We start from the raw sequence: 21,822 nt of genomic DNA on the forward strand, positions 1-21,822 counted from the left end.
TTTGAATCACATCACTATTTATGAAACCTTGAGCTGGTCGCTTAGCACTCCAAGAAAGTCATGTATTTCAGAATGATACGCGGAAATGACTAGATGAAGGTGTTCGCCTTGTCTCTTACGCCCTTTGAAGTCAAAGCTCAGCACTTTTGAGGGGCGGCCTTTTCAAAAGGAACGTCCGTTTCCTTAAGCGATGCTTCGACGATCCCCATTGGCTGAAAGGGTGGTTCTGTCTGCATTCCAAGATTTGCCATGTGAATCGTGTAACAGCCTGAGAAAATGACAGTTGAGCCGTCGGTCTTGGTGGTGTTGAGTGCGACCGGAAGGCCCCAATAGATCTGACCGGCACCCGGATCAGGCTCGGTCGGGCCGAACGTCACTTCAACACTTTTGGTGTCCGCATAACCTTCCGACCAGGACTTGAAATCCTTGGGCGCCATGTCCGTTTGAAAATAGCTGTAAGCTTGAACATAAAGCTGGTTGCTGATCGCATAATAATAGCTTTCAACCAGTTTTTGAGGTGTCGACCGGTCATCCAGATATGTCCAGTCTTCGCCATGCGCCGCACTTGCAAGCATGCTGGCGGTCAAAGCTGCGATAAGGCCGTATCGTGTCATGTGCATGCCTCCAGATGAGTTTTGACCAAGCGTTGGGTCACCAAGTGCCTGCCAGGTGTCGATAAACGTTTTATATAAATACCAGAAAATCAGTCCGATAATCTTTTGTTGGCCCGCGGTCGGTCTTGCCACCGTCATGGAGCTCTTCTAAGGCAGAGTGCATCTGCCCTCGCGTTTTGCTGAGCCAAAAGCCAAGAAAACGGAATTCCCCAATGCGCCCCCTCGGCCTTGTCCTCATTGCACTTGCGGTTCTGATACCGGTTTATTGGTTTGTGCCGATCGCCTCCGAGCGGGACCCGGTTGCCTTGTTCAGCCAATTTCTTGGCTCCGCCGCTCTCATCCTGATGGGCATCAATCAATTTGTCGCCACGAGGGCCCCGGGTTTGGAGATCGTCTTTGGTCCGCTTGACCGGATGTACGTGCTGCACAAGTGGCTGGGTGTCATGGCGCTTGTCGCCATGGGGCTGCATGACATCATTGACGCGGAGATGAACGGGGTGCGCGGCGGAGCGCTCTCCGGAATTGCCGAAGATATCGGTGAGATCAGCCTTTATGGCTTGTTGATCCTGATTCTGGCCTCTGTCATCACCTTCATTCCCTATCACCTCTGGAAATGGAGCCACCGCATCATCGGGTTGTTCTTCTTTCTCGGAGCATTTCATTTCTTCTTCATTGCAAAGCCCTTTTCCAACCTCGACCCGCTTGGGCTCTATGTTTCGGCATTCTGCGGCCTAGGAATAGTTTCCTATATCTGGATGTCTGTCGTTCGCCCGATGGCACCACGTGGTCACAGATATGAAGTGGATCTTGTCCGTCGGGCCGGCGGGTTGACGGAGCTGGTCTTGGTGCCCAAGGGGCGCGGGATGCGGCATAAGCCGGGGCAATTTGCGTTTCTGTCGATCGATGGTAACGGACTGGGGGAGGAGCACCCCTTTACGCTCAGCGGTGCGCCGACAGACGATCGGGTTCTGCGGTTCTCCATCAAGGATCTTGGTGATTATACCGATCGGCTGCAAAGAACGGTTCAGCCGGGCATGGGCGCAATCGTGTCGGGTCCATTTGGGCATTTTTCGATGCCCCGTGGTCGGGATCCTCAGGTGTGGATTGGGGCAGGTGTTGGTATCACCCCGTTTCTGGCCTTTGCGGAAAGTCTCAAGGGCCGGGAGACCGGTCCGGTAAAGCTCTATTATTGCGTCCGGGAGCGGGACGACATTCCTTATGCAGTCGAACTGGAGCGGCTGGCTGAGGAGGTGGATACGCTGGAGCTGATCAACGTGAACTCCGCAGAAGGCATCCGGCTGACTTCGGACCGCATCGTGTCCGACCTCGGAGGCAATACCACAAATGCGCATGTCTTCTTCTGCGGGCCCGTGCCTATGCGCAAGGCGCTCAAATCCGGTCTGGTTCTCAAAGGGCTCAAGGCCTCCAGATTCCACTTTGAAGAATTTGAGATGCGCACCGGAATTGGTCTCCAGGCGCTTGCCGTGTGGCTTTGGGAGCGCGGTATCTATGAAGTGGAAAAACGGGTTTCCAGAAAAACCGAACCTGCTGAATAAGACGGTCTATCCCGCGAACACACTTGCATCAGAACTGCTTTGACGTTTACGTAAGTCAAAGAGATACAACGATTGCAAGTTGAATGGATTGGGAGAGTCGATGCAGCCGATCATGAACGCTGATGAAATCATGGGGATGCTGGATGAGGTTTTTCCTCAAATCCATGCCGATGGCCGCGTCTATGCTATCGAGAGTGTCGGGCCCGGCGAAGCCGTTCTACGCCTGTCAGCCAACGAGCGGCATTTACGTCCCGGTGGCACGGTGTCCGGTCCGACCATGATGGCGATGGCAGACTTTGCGGCCTATGTCGTCATTCTGGCGCATATTGGGCCGCAGGCCTTGGCTGTCACCACCAATCTCAACATCAACTTCCTGAGAAAGCCGGAGCCGGGCGATTTGCTGGCAACTTGCCGTCTTTTGAAGCTCGGAAAACGGCTGGCCGTGGTCGACTGCGCGATTGCCGGAGAGGGGCAGGAAGATATGGTTGCCCATGCAACGGCCACCTATTCGATCCCGCCGCGGTAGTCGGCAAAATACTCCAGAAAGTGTCAGGCACTTTTCTGAGCAGCTTCGTCCTTGAAAAGCCCTTCCAGATCTTCTGAGTATTCAACGACCTGGTTGCGCCCGCCGCGTTTGGCCGCGTAGACCGCCAAGTCCGCGCGGTGCAGGGCGAGGTCTTCCGTATCTCCATCGCGGGAGAGATAAGCACCAACGCTCAAGCTGGGTGTGTAGCTGTTGCCTTCGTGGGTGCAGGGCGTCTTGGCGCCTTCCATGACGCGCTGCCAGAGCCCCCGGAAGTCCTCTTTCGTAATGTTCCGGCACAGGATCACGAACTCATCCCCGCCATAGCGGCCAACGACATCGTCTTTGAGGCGGATACTGGATTTCAGCACATCCGCGATATGCTTCAAAAGGATATCACCACAGGCGTGGCCGTACTTGTCGTTGACCTGTTTGAAATAGTCCACGTCAACAAAAAGAATGCCGGTTCCGGCCGCTCTATCGGGATCGATGAACAGTGCCTTTAAATGCTGTGTGGTCGAATTGCGGTTGAAAACACCGGTCAGTTGGTCATACCGCGTCAACTCAAGCATACGCTTGTCGTTTTGCATAAGTTGTTGGGTCCGGCGCACGAATGCGCCGATAGGGAACAGAAGAACGAGCACGGTTCCGGCGACGAGGTATATGCTGACTTCCTGAAAGGTTTCTTCCAAAGCTTCTTCAAAGGCACTGGCATCCACATAAAGCTCGATCGTGCCAACCTTTTCGCCGGAAGAGGTGATCGCGGGTACATACGCCTCGATATAGGTCTCGGGAACCCGGGGATCGCTATCCGTCCGCTCGTCATTGTCATCGTGATGAACCTCGATGACAGGTTGTCCCGTTTCGAAGGCGAGAACAGCGTTCTCGTTGGGTGCGTCGCCGTAGTTGCTGTCCCGGTCCAGGCTCCCGTTTGACAGGAAGGTCTGCCGGCCTTCTTCGTCAAAGAGCTGAAAGCGGATGATGTTCACCAGGGCAAAGGAGTCTTCCAGGCGGTTGATATCGTCCATATCGCCTTTGCCTGTCTGGATCAGTTCAATGGCAGACGGCGTGGTTTCCAGGAAATTGTGGGACCAATTGAGCGCCCGTTCCTCAGCGTTGCGCTTGATGGCTTCCTGGACCTGCCAGTCTATAAGGGTGTCCAGTGCAATCCACACGATGCCGATCAGGGCCAGCGTTCCCGTGGCTGCGGCAAGAAGCGTATAGCGGTGTTGTTCATACAAACGCGTGACGTTCATCAGGGTTTCCCAGTCATATCCGGGGGAGATCGTAGCCATCGACCGCTTAAGGGCGCGTAAAATAGCGGAAAATTGAATGCTGCCAATTCCAGCGCTTTGGTCTCACCGACGCTGCAGGATGACGATAAGCCATCGAAAGACGCAAAAAAGATGCGGTAATATAATACCGTTTTTTTAAATGTATGATTTTATTACGTTATTTTAAGCGTTGAACGAATAAAGGTTCTTGACGCCCAATTTGGACAGGCGTATAAGCTCGATCCGAACGAATTGAAGGTCCGTTCGCTGTGCTTGTTGAAAGCCGCGCTGGCCTTTTCTTTAACCTGAACTCATGGATCGAACTCATGAAGACCTTCTCTGCCAAGCCGGCCGAGGTCGAGAAAAAGTGGATCTTGATCGACGCAGAAGGCATGGTTGTTGGCCGTTTGGCTGCCTACATCGCCAACCATCTGCGCGGCAAGCACCTGCCGACCTACACGCCGCACGTCGACACCGGTGACAATGTCATCGTCATCAACGCCGACAAAGTGGTTCTGACCGGCCGCAAGTACGACAACAAGAAGTACTACTGGCACACCGGCCACCCGGGCGGCATCAAAGAGCGTACAGCACGCGGCATTCTCGAAGGCCGTTTTCCGGAGCGGGTTCTGGAAAAAGCTGTTCAGCGCATGATGCCGGGCGGTCCGCTGTCCAACAAGCAGCTGTCCAACCTGAAGGTCTACGCTGGTCCGAACCATCCGCATGAAGCTCAGTCGCCGGAACTGGTCGACGTGAAGAGCCTCAACGCAAAAAATGACGGCAAGAGGGCTTAACAATGGCTGAGCTGCAATCCCTGGAAGAACTGGGCGGCGCGGTCGACACCGCAGCCCCTGAAGCTCCGGTCCATGTCCAGAAGCTGGACGCACAGGGCCGTGCATACGCAACCGGCAAGCGTAAAGACGCGATTGCCCGCGTTTGGGTCAAGCCGGGTACCGGCAAGATCATCGTCAACAAGAAGGACTTCACCGAGTATTTCGCTCGTCCGGTTCTTCAGATGATCCTGAAACAGCCGCTGATGATCACCGAGCGTGATGGTCAGTTCGACATCGTTGCCACCGTTACCGGTGGTGGTCTGTCCGGTCAGGCGGGTGCTGTGCGCCACGGCCTGTCCAAGGCTCTGACCCACTACGAGCCGGAACTGCGTCCGATCTTGAAGAAGAACGGCTTCATCACACGCGACAGCCGTGTTGTTGAACGTAAGAAATTCGGCCGCGCGAAAGCTCGCCGGTCCTTCCAGTTCTCCAAGCGTTAATCGCTGGACCAACTGGTTCGAAGACTTCAAAGCCCGCCGGATCGCTCCGGCGGGCTTTTTGTATGACAGGACTGCAAAGCCGATTGAGCGGCCCTTCAGTTTTCCCGAACCGCGGCGATTTTCCCATTGCGAAACTCAGCGAAGTTCCCATCTACCTGAATGGCCATCTAATCGGCTGATGGACTGCAGAAATGGCCTACGAGCATGACATAGACCGTGCCCACGTGTTGAGCCTGCATTGCTTCTACGCCGCGACCCGAAGGCCAAAAATGTAACAATATTGGTTTATGGTTTTCTGCTTGGATGATGAGATTTCTTAAGGGCCCGATGGAGTGGATTTCTGATCCGATAAAGTTCCGGCAGATAGACTATGCGCGCGACATCCAGGCAATTTTTAGGACGGACCTGTGTCCCTCAAGAGCAGCACTTCCGGATAAAGACTCTGTCCCACATGAAAGACGCTGCCAATGATGCCGGGAACTGGCCGTAAACGCCGCCGGTTGTTTCGCTGGTCATGGCGTCTGGCAAATTCCCGGTCGGGCAATATTGGTGTCGCGGTTGTCAGTTTCGCCGAAGCGACAGTGGTTCCTGTCCCGCTTGAGGCCGTTCTGGCTCCGCTCATGCTGCTCAATCCCAAGCGCGGTTGGACTTTGGCCGCGATGGCAACGATCGGGTGTCTTGCAGCCGCGGCTGTCGGCTACGTAGTTGGCTGGCTGTTTTTTGAAAGTGTTGGCCTGCTCTTGATTGACACCTTCGGCTGGCAGGCTGGGCTTGCGACAACGCAAGAATGGATGAAAGCCTACGGTTTCTTTGCCGTATTTGTCATTGGCGTCGTGCCAATACCATTCCAAACTGCCATGCTCTTGGCTGGAGCCACGGGAATGGCGTTCCCGTTGTTTATGTTGGCGGCAGCCTTGTCGCGCGGCGCGCGCTACTTCGGCTTGGCATTCGTAATGATCAAAACTTCCAGTCTGCGAAAGCGTCGCCGGGGTGTTAAGCTCGTGTGATCGGTCGGGGTACCTTCTTAAGCCTCAAAGGTCCTGGCCAAGCGCTGAACCTGTGCTCGGAAACATTTGTGGGCCGGGTCATTTTGTCGGCGGGAGGCACAGGAGATCGAGGTCAAAGGCGGGGGGCGGGAAGGCCGATGGATCGCACGACACATTGCCATCGTGGAGTTTGGCGATACCGCTCGGCATGATGCTCAGTGCGTCCGAGCTGGATAAAAGTGCTGGAGGTATCTCGGGTCTCAGATCAATTGCCTGAGCGCAAGCCGCTGAACATTCTGGCATTTTCCAGAGCGATCACGCTTTGATCGGCAAAGGTATGGGCAAGTTCTGTTGCCTCGCGGCTGAACGGTCGGACTTGTTGCCGGTAAATTGTGAAGGCTCCGACCAACCGGTCGCCAGACAGCATCGGGATAGCGACAAAGGATCGGGCACCACCCAGCTTGGCTGTTGCATGCCGGAGCGGATCATCGGTGTGGTAAACTTTCTCGGCCCGAACGTCGAAGATGTTTATGACTTCGTGGGTGTTTTCCATCCGGCCCAATCCAGTTTGTGCACCGGGAGCAAATGCGCCTTGTTCGTCAAACCAATCGCGAAATGCCGACGGTATGCCACGATAGAAACTGGCGGAAAATTGATTGTTGCCGTGGTGTTCGAATAGAACCCCGAATTCGGCTTCGCACAACTCCAGAGCAAAGCCGAGGATCGCGGCCATTACGGCGTCGATATCGCCGTGTGATCGGCTGATGATTTTTAAAACCTCAGCCATCGTGCGCTCTCGGCGCAAGGCCTCCTCCAGGCTGAGGGCCAATTCCGATATGACGGCCGCATGGTCCGTCTGGTCTTCGTTGCTGGGTTGATCCCCATTCAGCCGGGCGAGCAGTGCAAGTTTTGAGGAAACTTCAAGCTTGCGGTAGACGGTTGCAAGGTGCGTGCGGACTGTAGACGGTGCGAGACAAAGCCGGTCGGCGATCTTTTGATAAGTGTCACCGTCCGCATAGCTGCTCGCGATTTCAATCTCACGTGGGCTGAGAATATCGGACGCCGGCTTCATAGAGTTTTTCATATTTCTCGTGCCATTTCCCGATTAACACAGCCAGTGCTCCGGCATTTGCGTCAGACTAATACTGCATCTCTTCGCATAAAATACTGCATTCGCATGATACTGGGAAAATGTGCCGCTTGATAACCTTTCGTCATGGTGTGGCAAGGAGAAGCGTCATGACGGTCAAGCAAGTGCAACAGTTCACTGTTGCGTCCGATTGGAGGTGAGCGATGCGCTGGCGGATGCTTTCACTCCTCTTCTTTGCCCGGGTCGGGCTCGGCTTGCAATTTCAGACCATGGCGTCGAGCGGCGACGCTTTCGCAATGAGTTTCGGATTGGCCTATGCCGAAATTGGCTTGCTGATCGGTCTGTTTATGGCGCCTGGCCTGTTTCTCGCCCTTCCGGCAGGTTTCTCTGGCCGTTACGCTTCTGATCGGTTGCTGGCGGGTGGTGGACTTGCCGCACTTGCCCTTGGCGGCGTCATGTGCGGGTTGGCGAACGATCCCACTCTGGTTGCCCTTGGCCGGCTTATGGCAGGGGCAGGTTTCCTGTTCGCAAATTTGTACTTTACCAAGATGGTTGCCGATTGGTTCGATGGACGCGAAATCGCAACCGCGATGAGTATTCTCGTCATGAGTTGGCCATTTGGCATCGCGATGGGGCAAGCGGGTTATGCCTGGCTCATAGAAATTCATGGATGGCGGGTGCCATTTTTGTCCGCTGCCATCTATTGCGCGCTCGCGGCTGTCGCTGTCCTGATGTTTTACCGCCCACCTGAAACACACAGCGGCCCTGCATCAAAAGGGGCATTCCAGTTGTCGCGAACGGAATGGGCTTTAATCATTTGTGCGGGCGTCGCATGGGCCGTCTTTAACGCAGGCTATGTTGTCTATCTCAGCTTTGGGCCAAAGATGCTTGAGGTGCATGGCTTGTCGAGTATCGCAGCCGCGGGCGTAATCAGCGTTGGGAGCTGGTTGATGATCGTATCAGGGGCCATATGCGGTCAAATCGTGGATCGGTTCGGCCGCAGGGACGTTGTTCTGATCTTCTGTATGACGGGCGCCATCGCGGCACTTGTGCTCTTGAGCGTTCCCTCTGCCGGACTTCTCGCGAGTTTGCTCTTCGGCCTGATCGGTATGGCGCCAGCCGGGATCATCATGGCACTTTCTGGCCAAGCTGTTGCCCCGGAACGCAGAGCATTCGGAATGGGGATCTTTTTCACCATCTACTACGCCATCATGACCGCGGCCCCGCCGGTTTCTGGCGCAATTTTCGATAGTGTTGGCACCCCGGGTGCGGCGCTGATCTTTGGAATGTGTTTGTTTGCTGCAGTTGTTCCTGCTGCCCTAGCATTCCGCTTGGTTCAGAGACAGGGTGCGGAACGACTGGTCAAAGGAGAAACGTAATGCACATCCGGAAAACCGTTTTAATCCGTGAGTTGACTGAAACCGATGAAACCGGAGTTGTGTCTACGCCACAGATCCGATGCGCGGCGCTGGCCGTGATTCAAAACCCTTTTGCTGGTCTGGAGCAAGACGATCTTTCTGCGCTTTTTGAGAGCGGAGCGATGTTGGGCGAAAAGCTTGCAGCTGACGTTGTGAAAAGCCTTGGCGGTCCAGCAGTGTCCTATGGCAAGGCAGCAATTGTCGGTCTTGACGGCATCGCCGAACATGGAGCGGCATTGTTGCACCCAAGGTTTGGCAAACCGGTGCGGAGCCAAATCGGTGGCGGTCAGGCCCTGATGCCATCAAATGTCAAAGTGGGTGCAATGGGTGTTGCAGTGGATCTGCCGCTTGGCCACAAGAATGAGGCTTGGTCGTTCGACCACATTGACACAATGACTGTTAGCCTTGCCGACGCACCAAGAGCTGATGAAATCGTTGTATGCCTCGGTATGGCCGATGGACCCCGTGTTAGAGCGCGGGTCGGGAGCGGGCCGACAAAGTAGCCTTTGTATACTGGCTGGACACTCCAGATCAGAGAGGTCTGCCGAGCGAGAACTTATCTCCGTCCATCACAGTCTTACAAAGGTTTGTTCAAAGACCTTGCGCCAAACGTCGGACCTGTCCGCGGAACCATTTGTGGGCGGGGTCGTTTTGGCGGCGCGGATGCCACATCAGATCGACATCAAAGACGGGGGACGGGAAGGGCGATGGACTGCAAGCCACATTGCTTTCGTACAGTTTGGCGAGACGGCTCGGCATCATGCAAAGCGCATCGGAGCTGGATACAAGTGCTGGAGCCAGCAGAAAACTCGGCAACGAGATCGCAACGCGGCGCTTGTGACCGGTCTCTTTGAGGACACGGTCTGTGGCTCCAATGAAGCCACCGCCTTCCGGTGACACCAGGATATGCGGGAAAGCGCAAAATCCTTCAAGTGTCATTTGCTGTCCCACAAGAGGATGCGTCTTGGACATGATCACCTGAAAATCTTCTGTGAGCGCTGATTGTCTTTTTGCCTCCGGCAAAGACATGCCCGTTGCAAGCGCAAGGTCTGCCGTTTCGACTTCGAGCGATGACCAGAGCGTTTTCGGATCGAAGGCCAAAAATGCCGCCCGCGCACCCGGGGCTTCCGTCGCCAGCATCTTTTGAACGGGCGCGGCCAAAACGGCATGGACATAGTCGGTCCCGATCAGACGAAACGTTGTTTCGCTCAATGCCGGGTCGAAAACCGTGTGATCGCGCACCAAGGCGTTTAGGCCCTGAAGATGGGCGTGCAGGTCATTCTGCAAAGCACGTGCGCGCGTGGTCGCCACCAGACGCCGGCCGGACGGCACGAGAAGTGGATCGTTGAAAAGGTCGCGGAGCCGCTTGAGCTGCGCCGACATGGCAGGCTGCGTGATGCCGATCTGTTTCGCGGCCAGTGAGACATTCTCATGGTCCAGCAGGGCATTCAGGGCAAGGAGCAGCCCAAGCTCGGTTTGTTTTATATCCACCCAGATTATACCTAATATCTAATTTCGCGATTTTATTTATGCCAGCCTCCGCACCATGTTCAAGCCATCAGACAACAGGAGATGGAAATGAACATCGGTTTTATTGGTGCCGGCGGAATGGCGAAGGCCCTGGCGGGCAAGTGGGCTTCCAAACACGAGGTGATGCTGTCCGGCCGGGATCTGAACAAAACTGAAGCCGCAGCTAGCTCCCTTGGTGTTCGTGCTGGAACCGCTCAGGAAGCGGCCCATTTTGGAGACGTGATTGTTTTGGCAACACGTTGGGAAGATGTGTTTTCGGCCATAGAAAACACTGGTGGACCGGCCGCCTTCGAGGGCAAGACGGTCATTGATATTAATAACCCTGTCAGCATCGAGACCTTCCTAACGACCCGCGAGGATGGTCGGTCGCTGACCCAGGCCATCGCGGATGCATTGCCGGGTGCTAATGTCGCCAAGGCCTTCAACATGGCGCAAGTCGCCGTTTGGGAAGACCCGAACATGATCTATGATGGCCGTCAGCTGGTCACGCTCTATACGTCCGATGAGGAGATTGATGAGACCGTTGCCGGGCTGATTGCCGATGTTGGCTCCGAACCGCTGCGGCTCGGCGGCAATGCGCATGCCCACCAGCTGGAGGCCGCGGCCGCCATTGTCATCAAGTTTTTGTTCGCAGGCCGGGATCCGCATACGGTTTTCAATTTCATTCAGCCCGAAGTGAAAGCCATTCGGTAAATCCTCAAAAGGAAACTTGAAATGATAAATTTTGAAGGAAAAAGAGTAGCGGTTGTCGGCGGCGGCTCCGGGATCGGTCGGGCAGTTGCCGAACGTGCGCTGACGCAGGGCGCTGATGTTATCATTTCCAGCCGGGATGCGGCGAAACTCGAAAGCGTTGCGGAGAACCAATCGGGCATGACTGTGCTGCCGTTGGATATGACGGATGCGACATCCAGAACCGCATGGGCGGATAGGCTCGGATCGATTGATCATCTGGTGATTTCCGCGTCGAGTGCGGCCCACGGAGCGTTCTCCGATTTGCAAGAGGACCCACTCCGGGCCATGTTCGATGCAAAATTCTTCGGACCCTATCTGACGGCTAAGGCAGCGCTGCCACATCTTCGCGATGGCGGGTCGATCACGTTCTTCAGTGGTGTCTTGTCCCGGAGGCCCGGAATGAACTGCTCCGGTCTGGGCGCGGTCAACGGCGCCGTTGAGAGCCTCACCTATGGATTGGCTTTAGAACTCGGTCCCCGATTGGGGGTCAATTGCGTGTCTCCGGGCATGATCCGCTCTGATGCCTATGCGGCTGTGCCGGAGGCTGCAAGAGAAGAAATGTATTCAGCAACGGGCGAGTCCCTGCCGCTGGGCCGGGTCGGGACAGTCGATGAAGCTGCGGAAGCTGCATTGTTCTTGATGGCAAACACCTTCACGACCGGCCATGTTCTGGATGTCGACGGCGGCCACATGATCCGGCAAAACGCCACGCGATAAAACCGGTCCCGACAATTAAGCACCAATGATTGCCGGGCGATTGCCGGTGACATGCCTAAAGACTGGTGCTCTAATGTTCTGAGCCGTTTGCCAGCCATTCGAACACGTCGGCCCAAAGGGGCGCGCACTCTGGTTTGAAGGCACCTTCGTGACCAATCCGCTTGACGTTGAGGTCTTTCGGGGAGGTGAAGGTCAGCGACTTGGGCGCATTCGGATAAGCGTCCAGAAGGACCTCATGGGCCTTGGGTGTTGCAATCGGGTCGTCTGTAAACAGCCAGCTGCGGATCGGCGAGCGAACCTGATCATAGTGCTGCGGTGCCAGCGCGGTCTCAAAGTCCTTTTGAAAGTAGGTCGGGCTGTGGCTCCACCTGCGCCAGGTCTTGAAGACTTCCGGGGGCAGTGCTTCTCCGCGCCACCCGCCAATCGGCTTCAACTGACCATGGCGCAGCAAGGAATAACTGCCCAGACCCCACCAGAAATAGGCTTCCATCGGGCGGTAATGGGCCGCGTGGTGGCCGATGTATCCCGTGCTGACGGCCAGAAAAGCATTGCGCGCGATCTTGTCGTGGTTCGGCATCAGGCCAAGAAAGTGCCCACCCACACTGTGTGCCAGATGCGTAATCGGCAGCTCCGGGGCCGTTGCCTCCAGAACATCGATTGCGGCCGGCATATCAAGACGGCCCCAGTCCGGCAGATCGATTGCGGAGCGGGCGATCGAGGCTGTCTTGGACCCGCCGATCCCCCGGTAATCATAGGTCAGAACGACAGCGCCCTGTTCGGCCAGGTAAGCTGCCATATGCCTATAGAAACGCCGCGGAAATCCGGTGCCTGAAGAGACCAGAATAGCGACCTTCGGCGAAGGGCCAGCATACAGGTCTCCGGTCAGCTGCCAGCCGTCTTCTGCCTGAAAGGTCAGGGATTGGGATTGAACGGTGCGCATGCTTCAGCTCCTTCAGGAAGGGGATTGGCTTTTGTCCGTGTCCGGCTCATCGAATTGATCGGTACCTGGCCCGTTGATGATGGTGTCTGCGTTGGTGGCAAGATGGTTAAGGAACCGGCCGATGACGTCCTGCTCATCTTCCGTGAACGGAGCAAGCAGGGCGGCATTGTAATGTCGCGTGTGGAGGCCTGCTTCTTGCGCTGCCGTCCGACCGGTCTCCTTCAGGTAGACCCTTGTCACACGTCCATCGACCGGGCAGGGACTGCGCCTGACCAGGTGTTTCTCGCACATCCGGTCGATCAGCCCGGTGAGACTGGACTTCCCCATGGAAAGATGATTTGCGATTTCGGAAACCGGTTGCCCGTCCTTTTCATTGAGCAGAAAGAGGACGGCGATCTGTGTGATCGTAAGTCCCGTATTTTGCTTGGCCCGGTGATCTGCCGCGCGGAACACGGCCGAATAGGCGACTTGCAGAAGATAGAAAACACGAAGTTTCTTGGACATCTATTTGGTTCGTATGTGGACTAATTTAGTTTCAATACGAACTAATATCTCGTCTGGCAAGGTTCTTTTTGACGTAAACGGAATGATGATTTTGACGGCAATCGCACTTGGAAATTGGAGCAAGCGCTGCTGGCCGCGCGCTTCGAAAAGAGGGAAGCTCTTCAGCTAAGTATCAGAGCGACGAATTTAGTTGTTCTGTGTTTCTGATCATGAAATTCAGCTCCGCCTATCCGCTGCAAATTATTGCGAATGAACAAAGAATTCGCTTGCTGTTGATCGCAAATAATGGACATGATGTTGGGCAGTAGGCGCCTTGGGGCAAGACTATCATTTTACTCGAACAGCAGTGAACCGCCGCATCAGACTTGTGGTGGCGAGCAGCTCTGTGTGTGTCCGGCACGGATTGATCGGCCCAGATGGGTTGTAGTCCCGGCAGCGCTTTGCAACAGTAGGGTGGTCATGGATGGAATGACGGACAAACCAGAACCGGACACGCCGAAGCGCAAGGAACGCCCGCTCACAATCATTGGATGGATGGAGCGAGTCAGCCTGCCTGATTTGGATCTTTTCGGTGTAAAGGCGAAGATTGATACGGGCGCGCGGACGTCTGCACTGCATGTCAGTGAAATCGAACACTTCGAACAAAATGGGGAACCCTGGGTCCGTTTTCTGACGTTGGACGCGGATGGACAGGGCGACCACTACGCCACCGCAAAAATTCATTCTGACCGGTGGATCAAGAACACAAGCGGTATTCCCGAAGAGCGGATCATCATCCGCACCCGGGCGCGATTTGGAACGCGAACCTGGACCATTGATGTTTCTTTATCCGATCGCACAAACATGACGTTCCCGATGATCGTCGGGCGCTCTGCTTTGAAAAATCACGCCATCGCCGTCCATACCCGCCGCGCTTATTTGATCAGCGAGAAATGACGAATTCAGCTGAAAGGACGTATTATGAAAATTGCAATGCTGGCCCGGAACGCCAAACTCTATTCGCACCAACGTCTGAAAGAGGCCGCGGAAACGCGCGGACATGAGCTGGAAATCATCGACACCTTACGGTGTTACATGAACATCGCGTCGCGGCGGCCGGAAGTTTATTACAACGGTGAGAAGTTGACTGGATTTGATGCCGTTATTCCGCGGATTGGAGCATCTGTAACCTTTTATGGCATGGCGGTCCTGCGGCAGTTTGAAATGATGGGCGTCTACCCGCTTAATGAAAGCGTCGCGATCGGACGCTCGCGTGACAAGCTGCGCTCCATGCAGTTGATGGCCCGTGATGGCATTGGGCTTCCAGTGACGACTTTTGCCCATGATCCGAAACAGACAGAAGAAGTCTTGAGGCTTGCAGGCGGGGCTCCGATCGTTATCAAACTTTTGGAAGGTACGCAGGGGATCGGTGTGGTTCTAGCGGATTCCGACCGGTCGGCGAAATCCGTTGTCGAGGCGTTTCGCGGTGCCGGCGTGAACATCATGCTGCAGGAATTCATCAAGGAAGCCGGTGGCACCGATATCCGGGCAATTGTGATTGGCGGCAAGGTGGTCGCTGCCATGAAACGGACGGGGGCGGAAGGCGATTTCCGCTCCAACTTGCACCGCGGCGGATCTGCGCAGGTGGTCAAGCTGTCCAGTGAGGAGCGGGCAACGGCCGTTCGCGCGGCCAAAAGCCTTGGGCTGAACGTGTGCGGCGTTGATATGCTGCGGTCCAACCATGGGCCGGTCATTATGGAGGTCAACTCGTCCCCGGGCCTGGAAGGCGTTGAAAAGGCAACCGGGCTTGATATCGCCGGCAAGATCATCGAGTACATGGAGAAACACGCCAAATCTGGCGCGACCAGAACGAAGGGCAGCGGTTGATGGCACCGCGCGCGGCCTTCGAGATCGGCCAATACAAGGTTCCGGCAGGAACCCGGCAAACAGTTGATGTGCCGGTTAGCGTGCTCTCAGATCACACACCAGTCACCATGTCCGTGCACGTGGTCCACGGCAAACGCAGCGGACCAACGATCTTTGTCAGCGGTGGTGTTCACGGTGATGAGGTCATCGGTGTTGAGATTATCCGGCGTTTGTTGAAAGCACCTGGCCTTGCAGCGATGCGCGGCACTTTGCTGGCGATCCCGATCGTCAACGCCTTCGGTTTTATCAACCACTCCAGATACCTGCCGGACAGGCGCGACCTGAACCGCATGTTTCCAGGTTCTGCAAGCGGGCCTTTGGCGTCCCGTCTAGCGCACCAGTTCATGAACGAGATCGTGCTAAGATCGGATCTCGGCATTGACCTTCATTCTGCTGCGATCCACCGGATCAACTATCCGCAGGTGCGGGTCTCTCCGGACAATGAGCGGACCATGGAGCTCGCCAAAATTTTCGGTTCTCCGATCATCATGCGTTCGCCCATCCGCGACGGGTCGCTTCGACAAGCTGCTGCAGATGCCGGCAAGGATGTACTTTTGTTCGAAGCAGGCGAGGGGCTGCGCTTTGATGAGTTGTCCGTTCGCGCCGGTGTCGCCGGGGTGTTGCGCATCATGCGGCATTTCAAAATGCTGACCGCCAAGGGGATCTCCAAACCGAAATCGGGCCCCTGGGTGTGCCGGTCCAGCAAGTGGCTGCGTGCGCCGATGGGTGGACTGTTGCGGATCTTTAAAGCCGATGGCGAATTGGTGCGTGAGGGTACCGTTTTGGGCGCGGTGTCCGATCCGTTCGGCGAGCGGGAACAAGATATCATTGCGCCGTTTGACGGGGTGATTGTTGGCCGCGCAGTCATGCCGGTCGTCAACGAGGGCGATGCCGTGTTTCACCTCGGGCGTGTGATGTCCGTTCCTCGGGCGGAGGGCACTTTGGAAAACCTCAGCAACCAGCTCGAGGACGATCCGATGTTCGATGAAGACGAGATCATCTGATCGAGACGAACATTCGTCGCCTCAATGAACGCAAAGCGCAAGCCTAGGCCGCATGAGGGTCTGACTTCTTCAAAAATTCCACCACCGTCCCGAGCGGAGAATTTGGGTCCAGTTGATGCCGCGTTTTGATGGTGAGTTTCTTCTGCAAGGCAACTGTTTCTGGAAACGGAGCAACCAGGGTTCCAGTCTTCAGCTCCTGCCGCATAAGTAAGTCGTGTCCGATCAAGACGCCTGCGCCATTCTTGCACTCCTGCAGGGCCAAGGCATAAAGAGAAAACTCCGGGCCTGACTTTAGGAGCCGTTTGCCCTCCGAGATGTGCGAGAGCCAAGTCTCCCAGTCCGATTTCCAGGCGGTATCATATAAAAACGTCGTACTCGCCAGATCATCCAGGGTGCGGAGTTTTTGCGCAGTCTCAGGCGAGCACACTGGATATATCGTGTCCGATCCAATCAAGATTTCATTGCTGCAGTGATCTGATGTGCTGCTAAAAAAGATCGCAAGATCAAAGGGTTCTCGCGTAAGATTTGGCGGCTCTTCCATGGCCGTCAGGGAGAGGGAGAGGTCCGGTATTGCAGCCCTCAGACGCGGCAGGCGCGGCGAGATCCATAGTTGCGAGATGCTTGGTGTGGCCGCGATCCGGATGTCCAGCGGGTTGGCGGTTGCCCTAAGGGTTTGCACCGAAGACGCCATCGTGTCGAAGGCCGCTATGAAGCCGGGCAAGACGGTCGCGCCCAAAGGTGTCAATTGAACACCTTTGGCGTTGCGCTTGAACAGCTTTTTGCCTGTCCAGGTTTCGAGGCTTTTGATCTGCTGTGCGACCGCAGCCGGCGTAACACATAGCTCGTCGGCGGCAGCTGAAAAACTGTTGAGGCGCGCAGCTGCTTCGAAGGCTTTCAAAGCGTTGAGCGGCGGCATCTTGGGTCGCGGCGGGGCAACGGCCATAACAGATCCAATGAGGCATAGAATTTCTAGGGCAAATAATTAGCAAATCTCGTTTGCAGGTTCCACCCGCATTTGCTTTCGTTCCAATCAACAGCGCGGGAGAGCGAAATGACTGCATTGGAAAGAAGAAACTGGGTGCCGGACGCCTGCGAGGCTTACGTTCAGGAGCTGGCTGCCCGAACCGCCTCAGCCAATCTGGAGGTGACGCAGGCGCGCATCGACGCGTTGATCGCACAGAATCTCCAGATCCATGACCGCGACTGCTTTAACCTCAATCCGGCGACCAACGTCATGAACCCAAAGGCCGAAGCTGCGCTCGCCGCCGGGCTCGGGTCGCGGCCGTCGCTCGGGTATCCGGGCGACAAATACGAAATGGGCTTGGAAGCGATCGAGGAAATCGAGGTCATTTGCGCCGAACTCTGCGCGGAAGTGTTTCAGGCGAAGTTCGCCGAAATACGGGTTGGCTCCGGCGCGCTGGCCAATCTCTACGCCTTCATGGCGACCTGCCGTCCCGGCGATACGATTATTGCGCCGCCCGCGTCCATCGGCGGTCACGTGACCCACCACACGGCCGGATGTGCCGGCCTCTTTGGCCTTGATATTCACGAAGCGCCAGTAAGCGCGGATGGCTACACGGTCGATCTTGATGGGCTGAAGGAACTGGCCGGCCGCGTAAAACCGAAACTGATCACCATTGGCGGCAGCCTCAATCTTTTCCCGCATCCTGTCCGCGAAATCCGCGAAACTGCAGACGGGTGCGGGGCCAAGGTTCTCTTCGATGCGGCGCACCAATGCGGGATCATTGCCGGCAGGGCCTGGCCGAACCCGCTCAAGGAAGGGGCCCACATGATGACCATGAGCACCTACAAGAGCCTCGGCGGACCGGTAGGTGGATTGCTGGTCACCAATGAAGCCGATCTGGCAGAACGGTTGGACGCGATTGCGTTTCCCGGCATGACAGCGAATTTTGATGCAGCCAAGTCGGCAGGCCTCGCGATAACCATGCTGGACTGGAAGGCCTATGGCGAAGCTTATGCGGCCGAGATGATCGCTCTGTCACAACACCTTGCAAAGGAGCTGCAGGAAAATGGTGTGCCAGTCTTCGGCGGAGGAAAGGGTTTTACCCAGTCCCATCAGTTCGCAGTTGAGGCAGCCAGTTTCGGCGGCGGGCAAGCGGCTTCGAAAAAACTACGCCAAGCCGGTTTCCTAGCTTGTGGCATAGGCCTTCCGATTGCACCGGTTGAGGGAGACATGAACGGACTGCGGATTGGAACCCCAGAATTGGTGCGTAGAGGCGTGACCGCTAAAGACGCACCAAAATTGGCGGGTCTGATCGCATGTGCCCTGACCACCAACGATCCGGCCACTCTTGCCCGGGAGGTCTCGGCATACCGGGCTGAGTTCAACGATATTCATTTCGTTCACAACGTGTAGGCTCCTGATACTATCAATCATAGGCCATTTAGTTTTGAATGCAGGGGATACTGATGTCGCACACCGGAGGACGGATCATGAGAAGATTGAACTTGATGGGTGGCAGCTTGGCCATGTGCTTTTTCATGTTCTCTCCAATGCACTCTCCAGCGTCTGCTGAGGGTGACATGGTTGATGGCCGGCCCAAAACTGCTGCAGAACTTGGTATCATGAAGGGCTTTCCGCCCGAGCGAACGGTAGACATCGCTTCCTGGGATAAAGGGCCCGACAACAGGTGGGCCTTTCAGCACATAAGTGAATTCCTGCACGTGGCCAACATTAGCCGTGGGTCTGGTTCATCCACAGCTCTGGAACCGGCTTTCGCGGACTTGTCAGGACTGGAATTCACGGACGCTGAAGGCGGAACCCTGACCGTCTCTGAAATGTTGGTTCGCACGTACACCGATGGATTTATCGTTCTTAAAGATGGGGAGTTGGTTTTTGAGCGATATTATAATGGGATGACCCCGGACACCCGGCATCTCCTTATGTCGGTGTCAAAATCGGTAACCGGCATGCTGGCTGGTGTTCTCGTCAACGATGGGCGGTTGGATCCAACGGCTCAGGTGGTTGATTATATTCCCGAATTGCAGGCCGCTCCGGGGTTTCGCGAGGCCTCTGTGCGCCAAGTGCTCGATATGACGACATCCATCATTTTCAAAGAGGATTATGCTGATCCCGATGCCGAGGTCGTTGCGCATGAAGCATCTTCGGCATGGCGCGGAGCATCCGCCCCATTTGCCTCGGAAGGCGTTTACGCTTTCGCCAAAACGATCGAGAAAGAACCGTCCCGTCCACACGGCCAGCAATTTCACTATGCGTCGATCAATACCGACGTTTTGGGTTGGCTTATTGAAAGGGCGTCAGGACAGCGGTTTGCAGACTTTTTCAGTGATGCTATCTGGTCCAAGCTTGGTGCGGATCACGATGGTCAAATCACGGTCGACTACAAGGGCTCCGCGGCAGCCAATGGTGGTTTTGTTCTGACACTCCGTGATTTGGCTCGGTTCGCCCAAATGGTTTTGGACGACGGTTACTATAACGGCCAGCAGATTGTTTCGTCTGGCTGGATAGATGATACGCGTTTCAATGGCGACAACTCAGCTTGGCAGCCAACCAGCTATTCGGAGATATGGGCTGACGGCTTCTACAGGAACCAATGGTATGCCACGCGCGATGATCATGGTTCCTTTTTTGCTGTCGGTGTTAATGGCCAGCACATCTGGATTAACCCGACGACCCGCACAGCTATCGTAAAATTCTCCTCTTTGCCCGTAAGTGCAGACAAGGAGAACATTTTGCTCGGATGGTTTGCCATGGATGCTATCTCCCGGTCTTTCGAAGACTAGGGTTGGGGGTGTTGTGGCTGGGTTGGTAGTGGCTGTCCCACTCCACGGAACGTTTGTGCGCTGTCATGGGAAAAGAGTTGGCTTAATCGTGCTTCCCGTGGCATGACGCGCGCAGGGGCCACTGTCTGAGTCCCGGCAAACTGTCTGTGCTCATGTCCCAAGCCAAATTCCTGACCGGCAACCTGTTCCATCATGTGACCGTGATGTCGCTGACATCGTCCGTCGGTCTCATGGCCATTTTCGCCGTTGATTTCGTCGATATGATTTTCATCTCGATGCTCGGCAAGGATGAGCTGGCGGCGGCGGTCGGTTATGCGGGCGCAATCCTGTTCTTCACCACATCCTTCAACATCGGTGTTGCGATTGCAGCCGGTGCGTTGGTGGCCCGGGCGCTCGGCGAGGGAGACAAGGAACATGCGCGCAGCAGGGCATCAGCAGCACTCGGCTGGGGCGTCCTCTTTTGCATTGTGTTTGCGACCCTGGTCTGGTTCGGGCTGGATTTTCTAGTCAGCCTGATTGGCGCGACCGGCGCGACCCACGGACTTGCCGTTGATTACCTGTCGATCATTGTTCCAACCTTGCCGTTTTTGCTGTTGGGCATGGCGGGGGGCGCCATTCTTAGGGCTCACGGGGATGCCCGGCGCGCGATGTCCTGCACAATCATTGCCGGTTTGGTGAACGCGGTTCTGGATCCGATCTTGATCTTTGGCTTCGGTCTGGAGTTGACCGGCGCCGCCCTTGCAAGCGCAGCGTCCCGCATCGCGCTGGCTGTCTTCGCCATCTGGCCGATCTTTCAGTATTACGGCGGTTTGAGCCTTCCAGGTAAATCCGCTTTCATGAAAGCTTTGCCGCCGATCGCGGCCATTGCCGTCCCTGCAATTCTCACCCAATTGGCGACCCCTGTCGGTCAGGCGTTTGTCACCCGCTCGATGGCGGAGTTCGGTGAAGATGCGGTTGCCGGAATGGCAGTCGTTGCCCGGATGAGCCCGCTTGCCTTTGCCACGATTTTTGCGCTTTCCGGTGCCGTAGGGCCGATCGTCGGGCAGAATTATGGAGCAAGGGCCTACACAAGGGTTCGCACCGTGTTGCGGGATGCGCTTTTGTTCACGGCCCTAGTGGTTGCGTTCGCCGCCTTGGTGCTTTTTCTTCTTAGAGAGCCGATCGCCGCCCTGTTTCAAGTGCAAGGCGTGGCCCTGACGCTGATCTATCTCTTCTGCGGCCCTTTGGCCCTGGCATTCTTTTTCAATGGCGCTCTCTTCGTCTCCAACGCATTCTTCAACAATCTGGGGCGTCCGTTCTATTCGACCTGGATGAACTGGGGCCGTCATACGCTTGGCACCATCCCGCTCGTCATGATTTGCGGATCGATCTGGGGAGCTCCCGGGGTGCTGATCGGTCAGGCCGCAGGCGGTGTGATTTTTGGCGTTGCGGCCATCTTCCTGGTGCGCTCGGTGATCCGGTCGGTCGAGACCGGGGACGGCAGACCCGCAGGGCCAAGCATCTTCCAGCGTCAGGCCCGCCAGGTCATTCTCTTTTTCAACCGCCGCTAAGCCACTACCTGAAGAGTTTAGAACTTGCTGGGTTTCACAGCGCTCCTTCGGGCACTGATCCGGATGAGTTTTTGAAACTTCGGGCATTCTATGTGACGCGGTGCAGGGCAGTCGGCAACGTGCCGGATCATATCCCGCAAGGATGTCAGCCGGGTGATCTGATCATCGAGATCGTCCGCCTTTGTGCGCAGGACCGAGCGGGAGAGGGACGGGCGGCCGTCCGGTCCGAACATGCCCTTGATCTCCTCCAGCGAAAAACCGGCGGCTTTGCCGAGCCGGATGACAGCCAGCTGATCGAGCACTTCCGGTCCGAACAGCCGTTTCAGGCCACGCCTGCCGGCGGAATGGATCAGACCCTTTTCCTCATAGTGGCGCAGCGCTGATGCGGCGACCCCGGACTGGCGCGCAACTTCCGAAATATCGAGTAATTTCATCTCTTGA

At 56.0% G+C, this 21,822-nt stretch carries 23 protein-coding genes; 15 read left to right on the forward strand and 8 right to left on the reverse strand.

Annotation, left to right across the window (positions count from 1 at the left end; all coding sequences use genetic code 11):
* Window positions 1-137: 137 nt before the first annotated feature.
* Window positions 138-614, reverse strand: a complete 477-nt coding sequence (locus tag ACVDG4_RS02080; protein WP_306148549.1) for a hypothetical protein — start codon at window positions 612-614, stop codon at window positions 138-140.
* A gap of 212 nt (window positions 615-826) precedes the next feature.
* Here ACVDG4_RS02080 and ACVDG4_RS02085 point away from each other — a divergent pair, with 212 nt between their 5' ends.
* Both ACVDG4_RS02085 and ACVDG4_RS02090 read left to right on the forward strand, forming a co-directional pair.
* Window positions 827-2,170, forward strand: a complete 1,344-nt coding sequence (locus tag ACVDG4_RS02085; RefSeq protein ID WP_447233848.1) for a ferredoxin reductase family protein — start codon at window positions 827-829, stop codon at window positions 2,168-2,170.
* A 100-nt stretch (window positions 2,171-2,270) separates the two neighbouring features.
* Window positions 2,271-2,696: a PaaI family thioesterase gene (locus ACVDG4_RS02090; RefSeq protein WP_447233849.1), complete on the forward strand. Its 426-nt coding sequence runs from the start codon at window positions 2,271-2,273 to the stop codon at window positions 2,694-2,696.
* 23 nt (window positions 2,697-2,719) lie between these two features.
* Here ACVDG4_RS02090 and ACVDG4_RS02095 read toward each other — a convergent pair whose 3' ends face one another.
* Window positions 2,720-3,988 carry a GGDEF domain-containing protein gene (locus tag ACVDG4_RS02095; protein ID WP_447233850.1) on the reverse strand — a complete coding sequence of 423 codons (1,269 nt, stop codon included), beginning with the start codon at window positions 3,986-3,988 and terminating at the stop codon, window positions 2,720-2,722.
* A gap of 305 nt (window positions 3,989-4,293) precedes the next feature.
* Between ACVDG4_RS02095 and rplM the strand changes: the two genes are divergently transcribed.
* The 3 genes from rplM to ACVDG4_RS02110 all read left to right on the forward strand — a co-directional run bounded on the left by rplM (window position 4,294) and on the right by ACVDG4_RS02110 (window position 6,247).
* Complete coding sequence (rplM, locus tag ACVDG4_RS02100; RefSeq protein ID WP_133947080.1) at window positions 4,294-4,761, forward strand: 50S ribosomal protein L13; 468 nt, start codon at window positions 4,294-4,296, stop codon at window positions 4,759-4,761.
* Window positions 4,762-4,763: 2 nt separating this feature from the next.
* Window positions 4,764-5,240 (forward strand): 30S ribosomal protein S9, encoded by a 477-nt coding sequence (gene rpsI, locus ACVDG4_RS02105; RefSeq protein ID WP_133947081.1) that lies wholly within the window; start codon window positions 4,764-4,766, stop codon window positions 5,238-5,240.
* Window positions 5,241-5,707: 467 nt separating this feature from the next.
* Complete coding sequence (locus ACVDG4_RS02110) at window positions 5,708-6,247, forward strand: YqaA family protein (RefSeq protein ID WP_447233851.1); 540 nt, start codon at window positions 5,708-5,710, stop codon at window positions 6,245-6,247.
* A 244-nt stretch (window positions 6,248-6,491) separates the two neighbouring features.
* On the opposite strand, the gene ACVDG4_RS02115 is transcribed toward ACVDG4_RS02110, so the two are convergent.
* Window positions 6,492-7,298: a LuxR C-terminal-related transcriptional regulator gene (locus ACVDG4_RS02115; RefSeq protein ID WP_447233852.1), complete on the reverse strand. Its 807-nt coding sequence runs from the start codon at window positions 7,296-7,298 to the stop codon at window positions 6,492-6,494.
* Window positions 7,299-7,519: 221 nt separating this feature from the next.
* Between ACVDG4_RS02115 and ACVDG4_RS02120 the strand changes: the two genes are divergently transcribed.
* A complete protein-coding gene (locus ACVDG4_RS02120; RefSeq protein ID WP_447233853.1) occupies window positions 7,520-8,695 on the forward strand; it encodes an MFS transporter in 1,176 nt (391 codons plus the stop codon).
* Window positions 8,695-9,237, forward strand: coding sequence for an amino acid synthesis family protein (locus ACVDG4_RS02125; protein WP_447233854.1), 543 nt, complete (start codon window positions 8,695-8,697; stop codon window positions 9,235-9,237). The genes ACVDG4_RS02120 and ACVDG4_RS02125 overlap by 1 nt, the downstream gene beginning before the upstream one ends.
* An 88-nt stretch (window positions 9,238-9,325) precedes the next feature.
* Here ACVDG4_RS02125 and ACVDG4_RS02130 read toward each other — a convergent pair whose 3' ends face one another.
* Window positions 9,326-10,225 carry a LysR family transcriptional regulator gene (locus ACVDG4_RS02130; protein ID WP_447233855.1) on the reverse strand — a complete coding sequence of 300 codons (900 nt, stop codon included), beginning with the start codon at window positions 10,223-10,225 and terminating at the stop codon, window positions 9,326-9,328.
* Between the two features lie 87 nt (window positions 10,226-10,312).
* On the opposite strand from ACVDG4_RS02130, the gene ACVDG4_RS02135 reads away from it, so the two are divergent.
* Both ACVDG4_RS02135 and ACVDG4_RS02140 read left to right on the forward strand, forming a co-directional pair.
* Window positions 10,313-10,957 carry an NADPH-dependent F420 reductase gene (locus tag ACVDG4_RS02135; RefSeq protein WP_447233856.1) on the forward strand — a complete coding sequence of 215 codons (645 nt, stop codon included), beginning with the start codon at window positions 10,313-10,315 and terminating at the stop codon, window positions 10,955-10,957.
* A gap of 21 nt (window positions 10,958-10,978) precedes the next feature.
* Entirely contained in the window at window positions 10,979-11,713 is a 735-nt protein-coding gene (locus ACVDG4_RS02140; RefSeq protein WP_447233857.1) for an SDR family oxidoreductase, read from the forward strand.
* Window positions 11,714-11,783: 70 nt separating this feature from the next.
* On the opposite strand, the gene ACVDG4_RS02145 is transcribed toward ACVDG4_RS02140, so the two are convergent.
* Both ACVDG4_RS02145 and ACVDG4_RS02150 read right to left on the reverse strand, forming a co-directional pair.
* Entirely contained in the window at window positions 11,784-12,653 is an 870-nt protein-coding gene (locus ACVDG4_RS02145) for an alpha/beta hydrolase family protein (RefSeq protein WP_447233858.1), read from the reverse strand.
* A gap of 12 nt (window positions 12,654-12,665) precedes the next feature.
* Window positions 12,666-13,157, reverse strand: a complete 492-nt coding sequence (locus tag ACVDG4_RS02150) for a MarR family winged helix-turn-helix transcriptional regulator (protein ID WP_447233859.1) — start codon at window positions 13,155-13,157, stop codon at window positions 12,666-12,668.
* A 468-nt stretch (window positions 13,158-13,625) separates the two neighbouring features.
* Here ACVDG4_RS02150 and ACVDG4_RS02155 point away from each other — a divergent pair, with 468 nt between their 5' ends.
* From ACVDG4_RS02155 to ACVDG4_RS02165, 3 genes are read left to right on the forward strand one after another with little or no spacing between them, the layout of a single operon-like run.
* Entirely contained in the window at window positions 13,626-14,093 is a 468-nt protein-coding gene (locus tag ACVDG4_RS02155; protein WP_409688115.1) for an ATP-dependent zinc protease family protein, read from the forward strand.
* 24 nt (window positions 14,094-14,117) lie between these two features.
* Window positions 14,118-15,023: a 30S ribosomal protein S6--L-glutamate ligase gene (rimK, locus tag ACVDG4_RS02160; RefSeq protein WP_008193904.1), complete on the forward strand. Its 906-nt coding sequence runs from the start codon at window positions 14,118-14,120 to the stop codon at window positions 15,021-15,023.
* Window positions 15,023-16,066, forward strand: a complete 1,044-nt coding sequence (locus ACVDG4_RS02165) for a succinylglutamate desuccinylase/aspartoacylase family protein (RefSeq protein WP_409688110.1) — start codon at window positions 15,023-15,025, stop codon at window positions 16,064-16,066. Before rimK ends, ACVDG4_RS02165 begins: the two co-directional genes overlap by 1 nt.
* Window positions 16,067-16,109: 43 nt before the next feature.
* On the opposite strand, the gene ACVDG4_RS02170 is transcribed toward ACVDG4_RS02165, so the two are convergent.
* Window positions 16,110-17,009: a LysR substrate-binding domain-containing protein gene (locus ACVDG4_RS02170; RefSeq protein ID WP_447233860.1), complete on the reverse strand. Its 900-nt coding sequence runs from the start codon at window positions 17,007-17,009 to the stop codon at window positions 16,110-16,112.
* 108 nt (window positions 17,010-17,117) lie between these two features.
* Here ACVDG4_RS02170 and glyA point away from each other — a divergent pair, with 108 nt between their 5' ends.
* From glyA to ACVDG4_RS02185, 3 genes are all read left to right on the forward strand, one after another.
* Window positions 17,118-18,443, forward strand: a complete 1,326-nt coding sequence (gene glyA / locus ACVDG4_RS02175; RefSeq protein WP_447233861.1) for a serine hydroxymethyltransferase — start codon at window positions 17,118-17,120, stop codon at window positions 18,441-18,443.
* A gap of 77 nt (window positions 18,444-18,520) precedes the next feature.
* On the forward strand, window positions 18,521-19,831 hold the full coding sequence (locus ACVDG4_RS02180; RefSeq protein ID WP_447233862.1) for a serine hydrolase domain-containing protein: 1,311 nt from the start codon (window positions 18,521-18,523) through the stop codon (window positions 19,829-19,831).
* Between the two features lie 152 nt (window positions 19,832-19,983).
* Window positions 19,984-21,381 (forward strand): MATE family efflux transporter, encoded by a 1,398-nt coding sequence (locus ACVDG4_RS02185; RefSeq protein ID WP_447233863.1) that lies wholly within the window; start codon window positions 19,984-19,986, stop codon window positions 21,379-21,381.
* 17 nt (window positions 21,382-21,398) lie between these two features.
* Here ACVDG4_RS02185 and ACVDG4_RS02190 read toward each other — a convergent pair whose 3' ends face one another.
* Complete coding sequence (locus ACVDG4_RS02190) at window positions 21,399-21,815, reverse strand: helix-turn-helix domain-containing protein (RefSeq protein ID WP_209175135.1); 417 nt, start codon at window positions 21,813-21,815, stop codon at window positions 21,399-21,401.
* Window positions 21,816-21,822: the final 7 nt, after the last annotated feature.

The sequence above is a fragment of the Roseibium sp. MB-4 genome, from assembly GCF_053005265.1.

Excerpts from the sequence above, each read along its gene's own strand:
- ACVDG4_RS02080 (WP_306148549.1), bottom strand. The coding sequence starts at position 614 with ATGACACGATACGGCCTTATCGCAGCTTTGACCGCCAGCATGCTTGCA.
- ACVDG4_RS02085 (WP_447233848.1), top strand. The coding sequence starts at position 827 with ATGCGCCCCCTCGGCCTTGTCCTCATTGCACTTGCGGTTCTGATACCG.
- ACVDG4_RS02090 (WP_447233849.1), top strand. The coding sequence starts at position 2,271 with ATGCAGCCGATCATGAACGCTGATGAAATCATGGGGATGCTGGATGAG.
- ACVDG4_RS02095 (WP_447233850.1), bottom strand. The coding sequence starts at position 3,988 with ATGGCTACGATCTCCCCCGGATATGACTGGGAAACCCTGATGAACGTC.
- rplM (WP_133947080.1), top strand. The coding sequence starts at position 4,294 with ATGAAGACCTTCTCTGCCAAGCCGGCCGAGGTCGAGAAAAAGTGGATC.
- rpsI (WP_133947081.1), top strand. The coding sequence starts at position 4,764 with ATGGCTGAGCTGCAATCCCTGGAAGAACTGGGCGGCGCGGTCGACACC.
- ACVDG4_RS02110 (WP_447233851.1), top strand. The coding sequence starts at position 5,708 with ATGATGCCGGGAACTGGCCGTAAACGCCGCCGGTTGTTTCGCTGGTCA.
- ACVDG4_RS02115 (WP_447233852.1), bottom strand. The coding sequence starts at position 7,298 with ATGAAGCCGGCGTCCGATATTCTCAGCCCACGTGAGATTGAAATCGCG.
- ACVDG4_RS02120 (WP_447233853.1), top strand. The coding sequence starts at position 7,520 with ATGCGCTGGCGGATGCTTTCACTCCTCTTCTTTGCCCGGGTCGGGCTC.
- ACVDG4_RS02125 (WP_447233854.1), top strand. The coding sequence starts at position 8,695 with ATGCACATCCGGAAAACCGTTTTAATCCGTGAGTTGACTGAAACCGAT.
- ACVDG4_RS02135 (WP_447233856.1), top strand. The coding sequence starts at position 10,313 with ATGAACATCGGTTTTATTGGTGCCGGCGGAATGGCGAAGGCCCTGGCG.
- ACVDG4_RS02140 (WP_447233857.1), top strand. The coding sequence starts at position 10,979 with ATGATAAATTTTGAAGGAAAAAGAGTAGCGGTTGTCGGCGGCGGCTCC.
- ACVDG4_RS02145 (WP_447233858.1), bottom strand. The coding sequence starts at position 12,653 with ATGCGCACCGTTCAATCCCAATCCCTGACCTTTCAGGCAGAAGACGGC.
- ACVDG4_RS02150 (WP_447233859.1), bottom strand. The coding sequence starts at position 13,157 with ATGTCCAAGAAACTTCGTGTTTTCTATCTTCTGCAAGTCGCCTATTCG.
- ACVDG4_RS02155 (WP_409688115.1), top strand. The coding sequence starts at position 13,626 with ATGACGGACAAACCAGAACCGGACACGCCGAAGCGCAAGGAACGCCCG.
- rimK (WP_008193904.1), top strand. The coding sequence starts at position 14,118 with ATGAAAATTGCAATGCTGGCCCGGAACGCCAAACTCTATTCGCACCAA.
- ACVDG4_RS02165 (WP_409688110.1), top strand. The coding sequence starts at position 15,023 with ATGGCACCGCGCGCGGCCTTCGAGATCGGCCAATACAAGGTTCCGGCA.
- ACVDG4_RS02170 (WP_447233860.1), bottom strand. The coding sequence starts at position 17,009 with ATGGCCGTTGCCCCGCCGCGACCCAAGATGCCGCCGCTCAACGCTTTG.
- glyA (WP_447233861.1), top strand. The coding sequence starts at position 17,118 with ATGACTGCATTGGAAAGAAGAAACTGGGTGCCGGACGCCTGCGAGGCT.
- ACVDG4_RS02180 (WP_447233862.1), top strand. The coding sequence starts at position 18,521 with ATGAGAAGATTGAACTTGATGGGTGGCAGCTTGGCCATGTGCTTTTTC.
- ACVDG4_RS02185 (WP_447233863.1), top strand. The coding sequence starts at position 19,984 with ATGTCCCAAGCCAAATTCCTGACCGGCAACCTGTTCCATCATGTGACC.
- ACVDG4_RS02190 (WP_209175135.1), bottom strand. The coding sequence starts at position 21,815 with ATGAAATTACTCGATATTTCGGAAGTTGCGCGCCAGTCCGGGGTCGCC.